The organism is Terrisporobacter vanillatitrophus (genome assembly GCF_051148895.1).
GTDB classification, from domain to species: domain Bacteria; phylum Bacillota; class Clostridia; order Peptostreptococcales; family Peptostreptococcaceae; genus Terrisporobacter; species Terrisporobacter vanillatitrophus.
This window is the reverse complement of the sequence record NZ_CP154625.1, coordinates 509933-528661: the sequence shown is the minus strand read 5'-3', so window position 1 is coordinate 528661 and position 18729 is coordinate 509933. Positions and strand designations below refer to the sequence as shown.

The 18729-nt window shown below is 28.5% G+C and carries 19 protein-coding genes; 1 reads left to right on the top strand and 18 read right to left on the bottom strand.

All coding sequences use genetic code 11. The features are described from left to right. Positions 1-5: 5 nt before the first annotated feature. From fabZ to TVTCOM_RS02705, 12 genes are all read right to left on the bottom strand, one after another. Positions 6-428 (bottom strand): 3-hydroxyacyl-ACP dehydratase FabZ, encoded by a 423-nt coding sequence (fabZ, locus tag TVTCOM_RS02760; RefSeq protein WP_434798322.1) that lies wholly within the window; start codon positions 426-428, stop codon positions 6-8. After that, complete coding sequence (gene accB, locus TVTCOM_RS02755; RefSeq protein ID WP_434798321.1) at positions 429-929, bottom strand: acetyl-CoA carboxylase biotin carboxyl carrier protein; 501 nt, start codon at positions 927-929, stop codon at positions 429-431. A 13-nt stretch (positions 930-942) separates the two neighbouring features. Next, positions 943-2178, bottom strand: coding sequence for a beta-ketoacyl-ACP synthase II (fabF, locus tag TVTCOM_RS02750; protein WP_434798320.1), 1236 nt, complete (start codon positions 2176-2178; stop codon positions 943-945). A 10-nt stretch (positions 2179-2188) separates the two neighbouring features. After that, positions 2189-2929: a 3-oxoacyl-[acyl-carrier-protein] reductase gene (fabG, locus tag TVTCOM_RS02745; protein ID WP_434798319.1), complete on the bottom strand. Its 741-nt coding sequence runs from the start codon at positions 2927-2929 to the stop codon at positions 2189-2191. Positions 2930-2961: 32 nt separating this feature from the next. Further along, the gene (gene fabD, locus TVTCOM_RS02740) at positions 2962-3906 is read right to left on the bottom strand and encodes an ACP S-malonyltransferase (protein ID WP_434798318.1); all 945 of its coding nucleotides are present in this window, start codon (positions 3904-3906) and stop codon (positions 2962-2964) included. Then, complete coding sequence (fabK, locus tag TVTCOM_RS02735; RefSeq protein WP_434798317.1) at positions 3896-4834, bottom strand: enoyl-[acyl-carrier-protein] reductase FabK; 939 nt, start codon at positions 4832-4834, stop codon at positions 3896-3898. The genes fabD and fabK overlap by 11 nt, the downstream gene beginning before the upstream one ends. Positions 4835-4858: 24 nt before the next feature. Further along, positions 4859-5080 (bottom strand): acyl carrier protein, encoded by a 222-nt coding sequence (locus tag TVTCOM_RS02730; RefSeq protein WP_434798316.1) that lies wholly within the window; start codon positions 5078-5080, stop codon positions 4859-4861. Positions 5081-5221: 141 nt separating this feature from the next. Beyond that, positions 5222-6199: a beta-ketoacyl-ACP synthase III gene (locus TVTCOM_RS02725; RefSeq protein WP_434798315.1), complete on the bottom strand. Its 978-nt coding sequence runs from the start codon at positions 6197-6199 to the stop codon at positions 5222-5224. 178 nt (positions 6200-6377) lie between these two features. Next, entirely contained in the window at positions 6378-6761 is a 384-nt protein-coding gene (gene acpS, locus TVTCOM_RS02720) for a holo-ACP synthase (protein WP_434798314.1), read from the bottom strand. A gap of 438 nt (positions 6762-7199) precedes the next feature. Then, positions 7200-7364 carry a hypothetical protein gene (locus TVTCOM_RS02715; protein ID WP_434798313.1) on the bottom strand — a complete coding sequence of 55 codons (165 nt, stop codon included), beginning with the start codon at positions 7362-7364 and terminating at the stop codon, positions 7200-7202. A gap of 184 nt (positions 7365-7548) precedes the next feature. After that, on the bottom strand, positions 7549-10221 hold the full coding sequence (adhE, locus tag TVTCOM_RS02710) for a bifunctional acetaldehyde-CoA/alcohol dehydrogenase (protein ID WP_434798312.1): 2673 nt from the start codon (positions 10219-10221) through the stop codon (positions 7549-7551). Between the two features lie 954 nt (positions 10222-11175). Continuing rightward, positions 11176-11481 (bottom strand): DUF1540 domain-containing protein, encoded by a 306-nt coding sequence (locus tag TVTCOM_RS02705; RefSeq protein ID WP_434798311.1) that lies wholly within the window; start codon positions 11479-11481, stop codon positions 11176-11178. 200 nt (positions 11482-11681) lie between these two features. Here TVTCOM_RS02705 and TVTCOM_RS02700 point away from each other — a divergent pair, with 200 nt between their 5' ends. After that, positions 11682-12188 (top strand): hypothetical protein, encoded by a 507-nt coding sequence (locus TVTCOM_RS02700; RefSeq protein ID WP_434798310.1) that lies wholly within the window; start codon positions 11682-11684, stop codon positions 12186-12188. A 200-nt stretch (positions 12189-12388) separates the two neighbouring features. On the opposite strand, the gene TVTCOM_RS02695 is transcribed toward TVTCOM_RS02700, so the two are convergent. The 6 genes from TVTCOM_RS02695 to TVTCOM_RS02670 all read right to left on the bottom strand — a co-directional run bounded on the left by TVTCOM_RS02695 (position 12389) and on the right by TVTCOM_RS02670 (position 18635). Further along, entirely contained in the window at positions 12389-14089 is a 1701-nt protein-coding gene (locus TVTCOM_RS02695) for a diguanylate cyclase (RefSeq protein WP_434798309.1), read from the bottom strand. 355 nt (positions 14090-14444) lie between these two features. Further along, on the bottom strand, positions 14445-14759 hold the full coding sequence (trxA, locus tag TVTCOM_RS02690) for a thioredoxin (RefSeq protein ID WP_434798308.1): 315 nt from the start codon (positions 14757-14759) through the stop codon (positions 14445-14447). A gap of 26 nt (positions 14760-14785) precedes the next feature. Continuing rightward, positions 14786-15658, bottom strand: coding sequence for an NAD(P)/FAD-dependent oxidoreductase (locus tag TVTCOM_RS02685; protein WP_434798307.1), 873 nt, complete (start codon positions 15656-15658; stop codon positions 14786-14788). Positions 15659-15673: 15 nt separating this feature from the next. Then, entirely contained in the window at positions 15674-16150 is a 477-nt protein-coding gene (locus TVTCOM_RS02680) for a glutathione peroxidase (protein ID WP_434798306.1), read from the bottom strand. A gap of 120 nt (positions 16151-16270) precedes the next feature. Next, a complete protein-coding gene (locus TVTCOM_RS02675) occupies positions 16271-16702 on the bottom strand; it encodes a MarR family winged helix-turn-helix transcriptional regulator (protein WP_434798305.1) in 432 nt (143 codons plus the stop codon). Positions 16703-16952: 250 nt separating this feature from the next. After that, positions 16953-18635, bottom strand: a complete 1683-nt coding sequence (locus TVTCOM_RS02670; protein ID WP_434798304.1) for a hypothetical protein — start codon at positions 18633-18635, stop codon at positions 16953-16955. Positions 18636-18729: the final 94 nt, after the last annotated feature.

Sequence of the window (18729 nt, the reverse complement as noted above, 5' to 3'; positions counted from 1 at the left end):
ATCACCTACCCAATAGCAAACATTATCTCGCCTTCACAAACTAAATCTCCATCTACAGTAGCTTTGCCTTTTCCAACACCGATATTACCTCTTAGCTTTACTATTTCTATTTCTAAATTTACTTTATCTCCTGGAGTTACTTGTTTTTTCCATCTTACTTTATCTGCACCCACTAGGAATCCTATTTTTCCTTTGAATTCATCCTTTGACAGTATGCATATTGCTCCCATTTGAGCCAATGCTTCCAAGATTAATACACCTGGCATCACAGGATAGTCTGGAAAATGTCCATTAAAAAAGTTCTCATTTATAGTTACATTTTTATATCCTTTTGCACTTTTTCCTTCTACTACTTCTTCAACTCTATCTATCATTAAAAATGGATATCTATGAGGTAAAATATCTTTTATTTCTTTAACAGTTAACATTTATGCCCTCCTTACTTTGAATAATGGTTCTCCGTATTGAACCATTTTTCCATTTTCACCTAATACACTAACTATTTCACAATCAAATTCTGCACTGATTTCATTCATTAGCTTCATTGCCTCAACAATACAAACTACTTCACCTTTGCTTATTTTTTGACCTACACTTACAAAAGGTTCATGATCAGGAGACATAGATTCATAAAATGTTCCTACTATTGGTGAAGCTATTACTTCCACATCTGAATCATCATTATTTTGTGAAACATGATTTTCTTCAATACTTTCTTTAACTTCTGCTTTTATATCAACGTCATTACTTAAATCAGTAATGGCTAATTTATTTAAGTTATTGTCGCATAAATCATTACTGTTAGATACATAACTTCTTGTAATTGATTTATCCATTTTTATAAACTCTTTTTCATCTCTCATTTCAAAATAAGATAAATTGGAGTTATTAATAAGTTCAATAAGCTCTTTTACTTCATCAAATCTCATATTATCCTCCTATTTAGTCCCACTTCTTAAATAATAGTGATGCATTATGACCACCGAATCCTAGCGAGTTAGTTAGAGCATATTTAAGCTCTTTCTCTCTTCCCACATTAGGAACATAGTCTAAATCCAATTCTTCTTCACTTTCACTATGACCTATAGTTGGATGTATGAATCCTTCTTGTAAAGATTTTATACAAACTATGGATTCTATGCCTCCAGCTGCACCTAACAAGTGACCTGTCATAGATTTAGTTGAAGAAATAGGAATGTTTTTTGCATCTTCTTCAAATACTTTTTTAATTGCTCTTGTTTCAAATAAATCATTGTATGGTGTTGATGTACCATGAGCATTTATATAAGAAACTTCACTTGGATTAATTCCAGCTTCGTCAATGGCATCTTTCATTGCTTTTGATGCACTTTTTCCTTCTGGATCTGGAGAAGTTATATGATATGCATCACAAGTTGATCCATATCCTACTATTTCACATAGTATATTTGCTCCTCTTTCTAGTGCATGATCTAAGCTTTCCATAACTAATATACCTGCGCCTTCACCCATAACAAACCCACTTCTGTCTTTGTCAAATGGTATTGATGCTCTTTCAGGTATATTTTTAGAATTTAAAGCTTTCATATTACTAAATCCTGCTATTGCTATTGGAGTAATAGATGCTTCACATCCTCCACTTATCATTACGTCCGCATATCCATGTTTTATATATCTAAATGCGTCTCCTATATTATTAGTTCCTGTAGCACAAGCTGTTACAGCTGATGTACAAGTCCCTCTCGCACCATATTTAATAGCAATATTAGCAGCTCCTGCATTGATAATAGTCATAGGAATATACATTGGAGATATTCTTTTAGGTCCTTTATTGTGTAGGTTTTTAAATTCATTTTCATGAGTGTGGAAACCACCTATACCTGAACCTACCATTACACCAACTCTATTTTTGTCTATTTCATCCATGTTAAGACCTGATTGCTTTATAGCCTCTTCACTAGCTATAAGTGCATATTGTGTAAACTTATCAAGTCTTCTACATTCTTTTTTATCTAAATAATCTTCTACTTTTAAGTCTTTGACTTCTCCACCTATTTTTACATCTAGATTTTCAACGTCAATTGACTTAATAAAGTCGATTCCTAATTTTCCACTTTTAGCATTAGTCCAAAATTCATCAGCATTATTTCCAATTGGAGTAACAGCACCTACTCCTGTTATAACTACTCTTCTATTCATAAAAAACCTCCTACATTGCCATGCCGCCATCCACATGGATGACTTGACCTGTTATATAATCAGATTGATTGCTAGCTAAAAATAATGCTAAATTAGCAATATCCTCTGCTTGACCTAATTTTTTAAGAGGCACTTGAGATATTATATTTTTCTTTTGGTCTTCACTTAATACTTTTGTCATATCAGTATCTATAAATCCTGGTGCAATGGCATTTACATTAATATTTTTGCCTCCAATTTCACGTGCTAAAGACTTTGTCATTCCAATAAGACCTGCTTTTGATGCGCAGTAATTTACTTGTCCTGCATTACCTATAACACCTACAACAGAAGACATGTTTATTATTTTTCCAGATTTTTGTTTTATCATTATTGGAGTTACTGCTTTTAAACAGTTAAATGCTCCTTTTAAATTGACATCTATAACACTATCAAAATCTTCTTCTTTCATTCTCATTATTAAATTATCTTTTGTTATACCAGCATTATTAACTAGTATATCTACTCTTCCAAAAGCTTCTTTAGCCTCTTTTATTAAATTCTCAGCTTCTTCAAATTTGCTTACGTTTGCTTTGACAATCAAAGTATCAGATCCTAACCTATCTAATTCTTCTTTTAACTGAAGAGCTTCGGTTTCACTATTTCTATAATTAAGCACTATATTAGCACCTTCTTTGGCATACTTTAAAGCAATTTCTCTGCCTATACCCCTAGAAGCACCTGTAATTACTGCACATTTACCTTGTAACATTAATTTTCCTCCCGTTATTCAAAACTTAAGCATTAATTTTCTTCAAGCTTTAAACTTTCAACTGTATCTCTTAAAGATTTTAAATCTTCCACATTATAGATTTTTGCATCTTTGTCTATTTTCTTTACAAATCCACTTAAAGTTTTACTTGGACCTACTTCTATAAAAGTATTTACTCCTCTATTAATTAAATCTCTTATACTCTTTTCAAAAAGTACTGACGACATTATTTGTTGTCTTAATAACTTTCTAACATCATCACTTTCTTCATAAGGACTTCCTTTTACATTAGAGTAAACTGTTTTTTCAAATTTATTTATATTTGCTTTTTTTAATTCTTCATAAAATTTATAACTAGCTTTTTCATATATGGAACTATGGAAAGGTCCACTTACCTTTAACGGAACTACCATTCCTTTTAGTTCTTTTCCTATTTTCATACTAGCTTTTATTGCCTTGTGCTCCCCTGATATTACAACTTGACCAGGACAGTTATAGTTTGCACCTTCCACAAGTCCAAATTCACTGGCTCTTTTTATAAGTTCTTCAACTTTATCATTATCAAGCTTTAATACGGCTGCCATAGTACCTTCTTCTGGGCTTACCTCAGAGTCCATGATCTGTGCTCTTGTCTTTATAAGCTTCATTCCATCTTCAAAAGAAAGCATTCCACCATATACTAAAGCTCCATATTCTCCTAAAGATAATCCTAAAGCATAGTCAGCTTCAATGCCTTCTTCTTCTAAAGCTTTCTGGCAAGCTAGAGATGTTAGCATTATTGCAGGCTGGCTATTTTTAGTTCTAGTTAATTCTTCAACAGAACCATTAAAGATTAAATCCTTTATAGGCATATTTAGAATTTCTTCACCTTTATCAAATATGTCTTTGCAACTTTCTATATTTTCATATAAATCTTTTCCCATATTTATATATTGGGACCCTTGGCCTGGAAAAAGAAATGCTATTTTATTGCTCATTGCAAACCCTCCCAAGTACTAAATCTAATTCGCTTATTAATTCATTTATGATTTCTTCACAACTTTGTTTTTTACTAACAAGTCCTGCTATTTGGCCTGCCATAACACTACCGTTATTTACATCACCATCTACTACAGCTTTTCTTAAAGCTCCTTTTCCTAAAGCTTCTATCGCCTCTGGGTCAGCATTAGTTTTTTCCAGTCTTATATATTCTCTAGTAAGTTTATTTCTTAAAACTCTAACTGGATGAGATGTACTTGTTCCAGTAACCTCAGTGTCTATATCTTTTGCATTTAAAACTCTATCCTTATAATTTTCATGTACCTTACATTCTTTCGATACTAAAAATCTAGTTCCCATTTGAACTCCACAAGCTCCAAGCATAAATGATGCTGCTATACCTCTTCCATCACCTATACCTCCTGCTGCTATTACAGGGATATCCACTGCATCCACAACTTGTGGTACTAAACTCATAGTTGTCAATTGACCAATATGACCTCCTGCTTCCATCCCTTCTACTATAACTGCATCTGCACCGAACTTTTCCATTCTTTTTGCAATTGCTACAGAAGGGACAACAGGGATTACTTTTACATTATGTTTTTTCCAATCTTCAATGTATTTTCCAGGACTTCCTGCTCCAGTAGTTACTACAGCAACTTGTTCATCACATACTAACTTTGCAATTTCATCAATATTGTCTCTCATAAGCATTATGTTTATACCAAAAGGCTTTTTAGTAAGTGATTTAGTTTTTCTAATTTCAGCTCTAACATCTTCTGTATCGCCTACTCCACTTATAATTCCTAAGCCTCCTGCTTCACTAACTGCTGCTGCTAAAGTAGCATCTGATATCCAAGCCATACCACCTTGAATTATTGGATATTCTATATTAAGTAATTCTGTTATCCTCGAAGTTTTCATATTTCCTCCTGTAACCATATATTATTATTTTGTTTTCTCTTCTATATAGCTAACCACGTCTTGTATAGTTTTTAAATTTTCTGGTGCTTCTACTTCTATTCCAAATTCTTCTTCTATCTCTATTATTAATTGGAATGTATCTAGTGAGTCTATTCCTAAAGATGCAAAAGTACTATCTAATTTTATTTCATCTCTTTCTATTGATAAATTTTCTTCCATTATTCCTTGTAATTTTTCAAATATCATTTTATTATCCTCCATAAATTTAATAATTTTTAATTTTTAGTAATTTTAATTTACTTTCTTACTTCAGTTATCTTAGTTAATTCTGTAATCTTAGTTAATCTTGTTAATTTTAAATTTCCTTAATTTTAATTTATTTTCAAATTAAATAGCCCAATTTATTAAAGTTGCTCCATAAGTAAGGCCTGCACCAAATCCGACTAATATAATTTTACTATCTTTTTTTAATAATCCTTTTTCGCTCATATCACTAAGTGCAATTGGTATAGATGCTCCCGAAGTATTTCCATACTCCTCCATATTCGTATAGAACTTATTCATATCCACTTTTAGTTTTTTAGCAGCATATTGAATAATTCTTACATTTGCTTGATGTGGAATTATATAATCAATATCATTAATATCTAAATTATTTTCTTCCAGTATTTTATTAATTGAACTTACTATAACAGAGATAGCAAACTTAAATATTTCACCACCATCCATTCTTAATTTAGAATCTCTAATGGTTTTGCTTTCTACAAATGGACTATCTACATCATTACCTCCAATTGTTAAGCATTCATATTTTTCTCCTACTGATTTGCAAAAAGAGCTCATAAGTCCTATGTTATCACTTTTTGACAAAACAGCTGCTCCTGCACCATCACCAAATAATACACATGTGGATCTATCTTCCCAGTCAAGTGACTTTGAAAGATTTTCAGCACCTATAACTAGAGCATGTTTGTAATTATTTGAAGCCATCATAGCTTTTGCTACATCTAATCCATATATAAATCCAGAACAAGCAGCACTTATATCAAAGGCAAGGGCATTATCTGCACCTATAATACTTTGAACTATGCATGCAGTAGATGGAGTAAACATATCTGGCGTACAAGTTGCAACTACTAATAAGTCCACATCCAATGGACTTATGTTTGCATTTTCCAAAGCTTTTTTACCAGCTTTTGCTGCCATATAAGATGTATCTTCACCCTTAGAAATATATCTACTTTTTATGCCAGTTCGCGAATAAATCCATTCGTCACTAGTATCAATAATTTCACTTAGTTGATCATTAGTAACTAAATGGGCAGGTGTATATTTTCCTAAACCCTCTATAATTACCTCTTTCATAGATTTCTCCTTCTTCTTATCTTTTAATTTAAAACATAACATTAAAAATATATTACTCAAAATAATATTAAATTATTAATAAATTTATAATTTAGTTTTATTTCGATATTCAAACTATATTATATTCAAAATAATAAGTCAACCACTTTTACGTAATTTTTTCTCTTGTAATTAATTGTTATTTTTCTTTTATTATAGCCACAGCGTTGGCAATAGCGTAATCCTGGCCATGAGAAATTGATACTTTTATTTCTAGCACATTATGCTTTATACATATTTTTTCTAAGTTATTATGTGTTATTACTATGGGTTTTCCCATTTTATCCCTTAGAATTTCTATGTCTTTTAAGTCATAACCCCTTATTCCTAATCCAAGAGATTTACTTATTGCTTCTTTAGCTGCAAAATTTCCAGCTATGGTCTGCGGAGCATCTCCTTTTGATTTAAATAATTCTATTTCATTTTCTGTAAATAATTTTTTTAAGAAGTTCTCATTTTTATTTATGTATTGTCTTATTCTTCCAATTTCTACAATATCTATTCCTATATCTAAAATATTCATAATTTCCTCCATCTATAGATATATTTCCAATTTGTAATTATCTATTTTTTAATTTATTATACATCTTAGCATTAAATTCACATAAACTGTGAATTATTATAAGAAAGCTTAAGTAGCTACTAAAACATTCTATTTATGTACTAGCTATCATTTTAAATAACAAATACTATACACTTGCTTCTATTTTCATTCATTCTTTATCAGTCGGTCTACCGACCGATTACTTAATAAGGTTATTGTAACTCGAATATTTTCTTATTTCAACTATTAATTTATTCATTTTCAAATATAATTCAAATATAAAAAGTTCACTTGCATGAACCACTTCATACAATCATATTATTGAATATTAATAGGTTAGAATTTATATTATTTTTTATAAGTAAAATAAAACTACCAATCTATTTTAATTAAAATAGATTGGTAGTTTAGAATTATTTATTCTTTATAATTATCTTCTTGGTACATATCAGGGCTTTTCTTAAGTGTAGATGCCCATTGGTTATTTCGTTCATCTTTTTCCTTTATCTCTGCTTTGCTTGACCAAGATATATTTGATGTTGCCCATTGATTGTTATATTCATTCTTTTTTTTATTTTTCATATTTTTCTCCTTTATATATATTTGAATATATTATTTGTAGAAAAAATAGTTATATAAAGTTAATTTTAGCCAATTAGAAATCCTTTCTATTTACTATTTTTCACTAAATAAAAATGAGACTATCTAAAAATGTTTTTAATCATTTTTAGATAGTCTCCTATATGTTATCTAGTAATTAGGTTATTTATTCTTCACATGTTTCTGCTACTTGATTTTCTATATCCTCTAATGTATCTTCATCATATTTCAATCCAGAATATGATACTTCACCATAGTAAGCTTTTAAGTACATTTCTTTTATTTCTGAAAATAATGGGAATCTTGGATTAGCGCCTGTACACTGATCATCAAATGCTTGCTCTACCATTACATCCAAATTATCTAAGAATGCTTTTTCATCTACACCAAAAGCCTTTATAGTATCTGGTATATTTAATTTAGCCTTTAAGTCTTTTATTTTTAATTGTAATTTATCAAATTTTTCTTGATCATCTTTTCCTTCTATTCCTACAAAAGTAGCTACTTCAGCATATCTTGCTAACATATTTGGATATTCATATTGTGAGAATGTACCCATTTTTCTTGGAGCTGAATTAACATTAAAATCTAGTACTAAGTTTATTAATAATGCATTCGCTATACCATGTGGTATATGATGGAATGCACCTAATTTATGAGCAAGTGAGTGACAAACACCTAAAAATGCATTTGCAAATGCCATACCTGCCATTGTTGAAGCATGAGCCATTTTTTCTCTTGCTTTAGGGTCACTAGCACCATTTTCATAAGCTCTTGGTAAATATTCAAAGATAGATTTAGTAGCTTGTAGAGCTAACCCATCTGTAAATTCAGTTTGAAGCATAGCTGCATATGCTTCTAATGCATGTGTTAATGCATCTATACCTGAAGCTGCAGTTAATCCCTTTGGTTGATTCATCATCATATCTGCATCTACTATAGCCATAGTTGGCATTAATTCATAGTCTGCAAGTGGATATTTATTACCAGTTTCATCATCTGTTATAACTGCAAATGGAGTAACTTCTGAACCAGTTCCTGAAGAAGTTGGTATTGAAACCATCATAGCTTTTTGTCCCATTTTAGGGAATGTATATACTCTCTTTCTTATATCCATAAATCTCATTGCTAAATCCATGAAATCGATTTCTGGATGTTCATACATAACCCACATAATTTTAGCAGCGTCCATTGCCGAGCCTCCACCAATCGCTATTATACAATCTGGTTGGAATGCTTGTAATTGCTCAGCACCTTTTTTAGCTGTGCTTAGTGTTGGATCTGGTTTAACTTCATAGAATGTTGTATGCTTAATGCCCATAGCATCTAATTCATCTGTTACAGGTTTTGTATATCCATTGCCATATAAAAACTCATCTGTTACTATAAATACTTTTTTACAATCATAATATTGTTTCCCAAGTTCTTGTATAGCTACACCTAAGCAGCCCTTTTTGATATAAGTTTTAGCAGGTGTTCTAAACCAAAGCATATTCTCTCTCCTCTCAGCCACTGTTTTAGTATTTAATAATTGAAGTGGCCCAACTTGTCCTGAGAAAGAGTTATTTCCCCAAGAACCACAACCTAATGTTAGTGATGGAGCTAATTTAAAGTTATATAAATCTCCTATACCACCATGTGCTGATGGAGTATTAACTAGTATACGACAAGTTTTCATTACTTGTTGGAATTTTTCAAGTTTTTCTTTATTATTTACAACATCTAAATAAATTCCTGCTGTATGACCAATTCCTCCAGCCTTTACAAGCTCATCAGCTTTTTTAACTGCATCGTCAAAATCTTTTGATTTATACATTGATAATAATGGGAATAATTTTTCATGTGATAGTGGTTCCGATATGTCTGTTGATGTAGCTTCCCCTATAATTAATTTTGTATCTCCAGGAACTTCAAAGCCTGCTTCTTCAGCAACTTCTACAGCTGGTCTACCTACTAATTTAGCATTCATAGTTCCAGCAGGTCCTAATACTATTGCCTTTAATTGCTCTAATTCTTTATTTTGAGGTATATAAGCTTTTCTAGCTATAAATTCTTCTCTAACTTCATTATATATTGAAGAATCAACTATTACTGATTGTTCTGAGGCACATATTGTACCGTTATCGAATGTCTTTGAGTGTATGATAGAAGATACTGCCATTTTTATATCACAAGAAGAATCAAGTATTATTGGTGTGTTCCCTGAACCAACACCTACAGCTGGTTTTCCTGAAGAATAAGCTGCTTTAACCATTCCTGGTCCTCCTGTAGCTAATATCATATCAGCTTCTTTCATTATCTCTCCAGACAATTCTACTGATGGTTCATCTATCCAGCCTATTATATTTTCTGGTGCCCCAGCTTTTACAGCTGCATTTAATACTATTTTAGCAGCTTCAATTGTACAGTTTTTTGCTCTTGGATGTGGAGAAAATACTATACCATTTCTACTTTTTAAAGCTATTAAGCTTTTAAATATTGCTGTTGATGTAGGGTTTGTAGTTGGAACTATACCTGCTAATACACCTACTGGTTCATAAATTTTTGTAATTCCAAAACCTTCATTTTTTTCTATTACTCCACAAGTTTGAGTATTTTTATAAGTGTTGTAGATATACTCAGAAGCATAATGATTTTTTATAACCTTATCTTCTGCAACACCTATACCAGTTTCTTCCACCGCCATTTTTGCAAGAGATATTCTTTGTTTATTTGCCTCCATTGCAGCTTCAAAAAATATTTTGTCAACTTGCTCTTGAGTAAACATAGCAAATTTTGCTTGAGCTTCTCTTACTTGCTCCATTTTTTGTTTTAATGTTTCAACATTATTTACCACCATAAATCAAAAATTCTCCTTTTTTTTTTTGGTTTTTTTTGGGCTCTTGTTGTTTAACTAAATGTTGATATTTTAGATAGTAGCATAACTTTAACTTAAATAAAACAAGTTTTTGTGACTATTTTTTAGCAATATAATAATACTTTATTATTATATTTAATGAATAATTAACTATAATTTTAGTAAAAATTTAACACTTTGGTTGAAAATTTTATTGTGAATTTATCTATAAAATCATTGTGAAAAATATTTTATATTAATATCTAGTTTTCAAAATTTTGAATTATTTAATATTAATTATTCATAATTTAGTCAAATAGCTAATTTGCATAAATTATACAACTTACATATCACTCAGTATTTTACAATACATTTTTATTTTATTAGTTAAAAAATTATTTATTTTTCATAATTTTCAAAATTTTCTCTTAACATTTTTTTATCAATTAACAATTTTTTATATAAAATTCCACATTATTTTGAAGTATTTTTCAAAATCTTTTAACCTTTTAACCTTTTAACTCTTATCTATTCTATGTATACTTATACTAATTTTGTTTTTTATCCTGTTATAATAAAAATAAGCTAAAGGTATAATACCCTCAGCTTATTAATTAACTACTTTCTATTTACTATTTTCCCTATAAAATAAACTAGCATTGCCAAAATTATAGAACTTATAAAAGCTAATATAAAGAGTACCGGAAAATTATTACTTCCAGCGTTAATAAGTGCTTCCAGATTATCTGCAAAAACAACTTCAGGATATACTAGAAAAGCTGTACTAAGACTGAACAATAAAGCTATGAAAAAATTTTTTAAAGTTTTCACCCTTCTCACCTTACTTTTATTAAGAATATCCTTTTTTTATTGTATGATTTTTTTACTAAATAAGTTCCTATTTAAATAAATAAAAAAAGTATTATCAATTTTATTATTGATAATACTTTTTATATATTACTCACATTCAAATGTATTACAACATGCATTTTGAACATCTATCTGAACATTATCTGCATGACAGCCCTTATTTTCATTATGTACACAATTATAAGCTTCACACTTTATATTATGTACATCTGTGTTTAAAGCGTCTATACTATTCACAAAGCTACTTTTGGCTTTATCTACAAAAGTTGTACAAGTAGTATCTAAATTTTCCACAGCACTACGACCACCTACATTTATGGCACCTGCTTTGCATTCATGACCAAAATTATGTAAACAATTTGTTACATTACAACTTAAATCTCCACTCTGCATTTTTTTACCTCCTTACAAATGTTTCTTTATATTATTTCCAAAAGGATAAAAGAAAATGCTAATTTAAATATAATACTCTAAGTACATAAAATAACAAGTAAATAGATAAACTTAGACTAAAAGGTAAATTTATACATGATTAATAAGCCTATTATTATGAATAATATTAGTAATAAACTTTTTATTATGGAGGATTATCAATGAAAAAAGCAATTGTATGCATGCTTATTTTTTCTATAACTTTTATAAATATGGGATTCAGCTTTAATAAAATTTATGGTCAAAATCTTATACTTGAATCTAATCACCTACAACCAGTTAATAAAGAAAAAAAATATTTATTCCAACTAGAAAGTATTTCTAACCAATTAGATATACTTGCTTCAAACACATTGAACAAAATAACTAAAAATGAAGATAAATCCCCCCTTATAAAAGATGTAGCTTTCATAAGATCTCAGATTAATGAATTAAGGCTAGATTTATCAGAATATCATAAAACAGAAAGTGGAAATATAGAAGAAAATCCCATATCACTAGCACTTTTAAATTCCCTAAATTTTTATAGTATGTCACTTTCATATTTATTATCAGTTATAGAAGCTACTGACTCTTCTTCTGAAAGCAAATCTTTACAATATTATTATACAAATAAAGCTTTTGGTGATTCTATGCTATTTTGGGTACAAAATCAGATAAGCGAATAAGTACTAAGTCCATAAACTTAGTGCTTTTTTATTTTATATGTCCACTTAGGATAACGTTATCCACAAAGTGTATTTTTTATTTATCCCCAACATTAATGGTAAAATTACGCATTTATGTGGATAATTTTATATTTTTAATAAATCTAAAAAAGCTTATCTGTAGATATTTTTTATCTTTAGATAAGCTTTTATATTATAAACTAATATTTCGTTATATAGCAACTTTTTTTTATTTTAACCTTATTAGCATACATTTCTTTGTCTGCTCTTGAAAACACATCCTCAAAAGATGTATCCTTATTAGCATCATAAATTGCCACTCCATATGCCATGCTAATTGGCGGTTGACTTGAATAGTAATTATTACTTTTTATTTCATCCTCAAGCTTATCAATTAACCTAATATAATTTATTTCATTTTTACTTTCTAAAATTACTACAAATTCATCTCCACCTATTCTATAAACATCCTCTTTGTTGAATACCTTTAAAAGAATATTAGCACTTGTCTTTATAAGTAGGTCACCATATTCATGACCTAAGGTATCATTTACTATTTTTAGATTATTAATATCAAATACAAAAACATTAATAGGATTATCTTTATCTAGATTGCTCTTAATACACTCCACCTTATTTAGATAAGCTGTTCTATTTCTAACACCTGTAAGTGCATCTTCATATACTAATTCTTCTAGTACTTCTATTCTAGTACTTTCTAATATTGGCTTTCTTATTATTTCAGTAATAAGCATAAATTGACTAGTAAGAAAAATAAGATAACTCAGCCTAAACCAATTTATATAAGGAATGATTTGAAGCATATTACAAATAGTATCACCCATCATTCCTACAGCTAGAATAATTGTAGGAAGTAAGAGTTTATTAAGTTCATTGTTTTTCAACTTTTTCTTCTCATAAAATATGCATCCTACAATAATAGGTATATATACAATACAAGCACTTTGAATATAATATAAACAATCATAGTAATCTTTTATTCCTAAAAATTGCAAAATAGTCATTATTAAAATTGTGGCGATAATTGTTCCTGATAATCCAAATAAGATATATCTACATTTACTTTTTAAGTAAAGAGCAAAGTATGAAATTAAGAAAAATATAGTAAATAACAAGCTGAGTATATCTAAGCTATTATTAAATACAGGGTAAGGAAACAAGTAATTTTGAATATTAAAATCTAAAAAACACCAAGTTCCATTACTTATACATAATCCTCCAAAACATAATAATTTCAAAATAGGCTTCTTTAATCTAATTATAATTAATACAATTCCAATAGACATGAATCCAAGACATATAATAAATAGAGATATACAAGTGTTAAATAGTTTTTCATGCATGTGTTGTGAAATTAAGGCACTTTCATATCCTGAGTATATATTGTTTAAAAATCTTGAATAAGCTGTTTCTACACGGTCTGTATACACATTATACAGTTCTATCTTAATTGTATCACTTGTTTTAATTCCTGGAGAGACAACTGAATCCCATAAATTTCCCGCAGAATGGGCATTACTTAAAAATGTATTTTCTTGACCAAAAGAGTAAAGTTCCTCTTCATTAATAAAGATTTTTACTTTCATATTGTCAATTCTCATAATCAGTTGTTTATTAATTGGAATATCTTTATTGAAATGGCCTTCAATAGTTACATTATTATTACCACTAAGACCTAATTTTCCGTCTTTAGGCAATGGATGACTTTCTTCTTTTCCTTCTATATGATATGTTCCTATCAAGTCTATTTTTTCAAGTTGATTTATATTATCTTTATATTTTTTTTCCTTATATAAATCAATCCCCAACACAAGGACAGCTAATAACATAGTAAATGCTATTGTAATACTTAAAATTTTTTTTATTTGGTAATTATACATAATATAACTCCTGTATTTTTTGTAAATCATAGTGATATTATATCACGTTTTGGTAAAATTTCCTATTTTTGAAAATTTAAATAAATGAAAACACCAAAATATACCATTAATTTTTTTGAAAAAATATAATCTAAAATACATATAATAATTCATAAAATTTTGCCTTATATGTATTTTGTTCTATTAATGACTTAATTATTTATACCTAATGTTAAATTGTAAATTATTTGCAAATCAGGTGATTTATAGCTCTTTAGTGTATAAAAAAGAACTACTAAGTTATTAACTTAGTAGTTCTTATATATATTAAGATTTTAAAAGGGGGGTAAAAATCTTTTGGGGGCATATTTTAATTTTATAGATAATTTTCTATATTTGATTTAATTACATCTTTAGGTAAGAAACCAACCATTGTTTCTACTGGTTGTCCATCTTTCAAGATAGCCATTGTTGGTATTGATTGAATTCCATATTCTCTTGCAATGTCTACACTTTGGTCAACATCAACTTTTATAAATTGTGTTTTTCCTTCCATTTCATTTGATAATTCTTCAAATATTGGAGCTAGCATTTTACAAGGTCCACACCAAGTTGCAAAGAAATCTACTACTACTACTCCTTCTTCTTTTATTGCTTCCTTAAATTCATTTGAGTTAACTATTTTAGCCATTTTTCATCTCTCCCATTTATTATTATTTATTTATTATTTCTTCTTAGTTCGTCTAAATATGATACTGCAGAAAGGGCTGCTATATTACCTTCTCCTGCCGCTTTTATATATTGATATGGTGTTCCAACTATATCTCCTGCTGCAAAACACCCTTTTAAATTTGTACTCATTTTTCTATCTACTTCTATATGATTTCCGTCTAATTGTAAACCTGGTACTAATTGACCTGGAGATATACTATCTCTAAGTATAAATATTCCATCAGTCTCTATTTCTCTATCCTTTAATACTAGTTTTTCTACTAACTTATCTCCTACTATTTCTACTGGAGTATCTTTTATTATTTCTATTGAAGAATCTACCTCTACTTCTTCCTTGTACATAGGTATGTAATATACCTTTGAAGCTACTTGAGCTATAAAGTTTGCTTCCGACTCTTCATGTTTGTTATAAGCAATTATACTAACTACTTTGTCTTTGTATAAAGGTGCATCACATGTTGCACAGTATCCTACACCTCTACCTAAAAACTCTTCCTCACCTTTTAAAGGTTTACCAAAGTTTACACCTGTTGCTAGTATTACTGTATTTGCTTCGTAGTTATTGTTTGTTCCCATTAGAGCAAAATAATCGCCCATTGAATATATGTTATTTATTTTATCTTCTGTTATATCTATGTCCATTGATTCTAAGTGTTTAGCAAACTCATCTCTTATTTCTAATCCGCTTTTCCCATAAAATCCTAGGTAGTTATTAACTTTATGAGCCTTTACTAACTTTGGACTTATTTCCTTGCTACCAAATATTTTAAATGTTTTTTTTCTTATACTTGCGTTTAAAGCTGCAGATATACCTGCTGGACCACTTCCTATTATAGCTATATCTATTCTGTCGCTCATTTTTGTACCTCCTGATTATTTTAATAAGTTTTCTATATCGTCTTTGATCTTTAATGGTTCTACTGTTGGTGCATATCTTTTTACTACATTTCCTTCTGAGTCTATTAAGAACTTAGTAAAATTCCATTTTATTTCTTTACTTAACAGTCCTTTTGCTTCATTTTTTAAGTATTTATATAAAGGATGTGCATTATTCCCATTTACATATATTTTTTCAAACATTGTAAAACTTACTCCATAATTTAATTGGCAAAATTCGTGTATTTCTTCATTACTTCCTTTATCTTGATTTGCAAATTGATTACAAGGGAATCCTAAAATTTCTAATCCTTTATCTTTATACCCTTTATATAATGCTTCTAATCCTTCAAATTGTGGAGTTAATCCGCATTTACTTGCTGTATTTACAACTAATACAATCTTTCCTTTATAATCACTCATACTTACTTCTTGACCATTCATTTTATTTGCTTTAAAATCGTAAAATTTCATATTAATTTCTCCTATTTGTAATTTACCCAAATTTAATTTAGTTCAACCATTTATTTTATATTTTAGAGTTAAATTCTTTACTGAATTTAACTCACTATTACTTTAATAGTTTTAGTAGTCTTAGTCTAACATATTTAACAGTTTATCTATTTGTGTTTTTATACAAGATAAGTCTACCTCTTCCCCACCACATAGAGTATATATTTGCCCTGGAACATCAAGTATTTCTTCTTTCATAGATTTTCCCTTTTGCGTTAACTCTACTGTGACTACTCTATCATCTTCTTTGTTTCTATATTTTGTTACTAAATCCATAGATTCTAATTTTTTTACTACAGGTGTAAGGGTCCCAGAATCTAGATGTAATCTCTTGCCTAACTCCTTGAATCCTATTTTTTCTTCTTCCCACATTACTAACATGGCCACATATTGTGTATAAGTTAGTCCATGCTTATCAAGTAATGGTTTGTATCGTTTTATAACTTCTCTTGATAATGCATATAGAGAAAAACATAGCTGATTATCCAATTTTATTGCTTCATATTTATCCAAATTACCAACTCCAATTTATATCAATTTAATTTAGTTCAATCAATTTATATTTTTATTATATATCCATATTTTCTGTGTGTCAATATTTTTTATTAATACTTTTACAGTATATCCCCTTAATCATATTCATGTGTATAAATAGAATTATTTATAGTAAAAAAAGCTATGCACAATACTTTTTAATAAATTATTGTTCACAGCTTTTAGCAAAATTACACATAAGTATAATTCTTATATTATTATTTACTTTCTATATTTCTTTAAATTTAAACTTCATCATTATTTCATTTATTTTACTTTGTTCATCCTCTGGTGACATTGTTCCTTTAAGAATTTCCTTTCTTAATTTAACTACTTCTGGGGCTAATGTAACGCCTATGCCATTGGACTTTATTCTTTCTAAAAAGAAGTAAAGACTGTCACTATCAGTAATATTTTTATTTAAATAATTAACTAAACTAGCTTTTTGATTTATTTCATAGACTCCATTATTATTTGGTTCTCCATATTTATCTGATAATTGTATTTTCTTACCAATATAATTAAATCTAATTAAATCATACTTTCGCTTACCTGGTTTATATTTTAAACATGTTTTGTCGTGTAATTTTTTCATTTTTTCATTTGATTTTGCTAATTTTTCATAGCTCATAGATTTTATTTTTCTTTTTAGATCATAAAAATCTTCTTCAGTCATTTCTACATCAGATTTAACCACTTTTATAAATTCATTTTCAATTTTAATAGCACCATATTTTTTTAATTCATAGTATGCTATTGAAAAGTTAACTTCGCTAATATCTAATGCATCTGCTATGGCTGTTTTCATATTATAATCTTCGTCTAAATCAAGTACTTCTAAATTTTTAAATATCTTAATTAGATCATTTGAATATTTTACATTTGCCGTATCAACTATATTATCATAATATATATTTTTATCCTTACTTATAATATCTTTAAGACTTTTATTATCTCTAATCTTATCCCATAATAAGCTTATTTTCTTACTTTTTAATTTATTTAAAACTTCTATTAAATTTTTATCATCAATCCTAGGCAAATACTCTATTATCCATAAATTATTTACCTCTAGTTTAACTACATATTCCTGATTTATATCCGTATTTATGCAAATACCTTTTAAAATACATTCATCTACCATACCTAATGCTGGTAGCACTAAGTTGGCAAATCCTACTTTTTTATTATTTTCATCATAGAAAATAGCCTTTATACTTCCGTCTATATGGTAGATTGTATTGTTTTTTACTTTTACAGTTATTTCTCTAGCTCCTGTTTTACTAATTCCTAAGTTAGTTTCTATAATTTGAAGATTTCTAAAAATTTCTTCCTTTGATATTACATTAGAAATTACGGTTTTTGAGAGTTGACTATGATATGTTTCCATTTGACAATAGTTTTTTAATTTATCTACACCATACCAAGAAGCTTGCTCTTGTTCATATTTAGCCTGTTCTTTTTCTTTAAATATTAATGGTTCTAATTTTCTATTTGTTTTTTCCTTTGATGACTGAATTAAGATTATTCCTATACTAAAAACAGTTACAAACATTACTATCATTAAATTTATACCATGAATTGTGATACCTTCTTCACCACGAATCCATTCATAATATGACTTGGATATAAGTATAAAACTAATTAAAGAGATGATTGTCATAGCAATACCAGTTACTAATTTAATATAATTTTCTTGTTGAACCTTGTCTAATTCTTCTTTGATCTTCATTCCTACTAAAATAGATACTGGTATTATGGTTATGACTATCAATTCTATTAGTACATAAGAGTTTATAAAAAATTGCTTTCCTATTCTAAATTCAAATAAATGATTTGTAATACAAAAAACAAATGCACCTATTATCCATAAGTAGCTAATTATTTTTATAACATTTTTTTTATAATTCATTCTGATAGCCCCTTTATTTTTCTACAATTTATTTAAGTTGTACTAGAATTCATTTCATATTATTTGCATTCTAATATTTTTTCACCTTCTATCA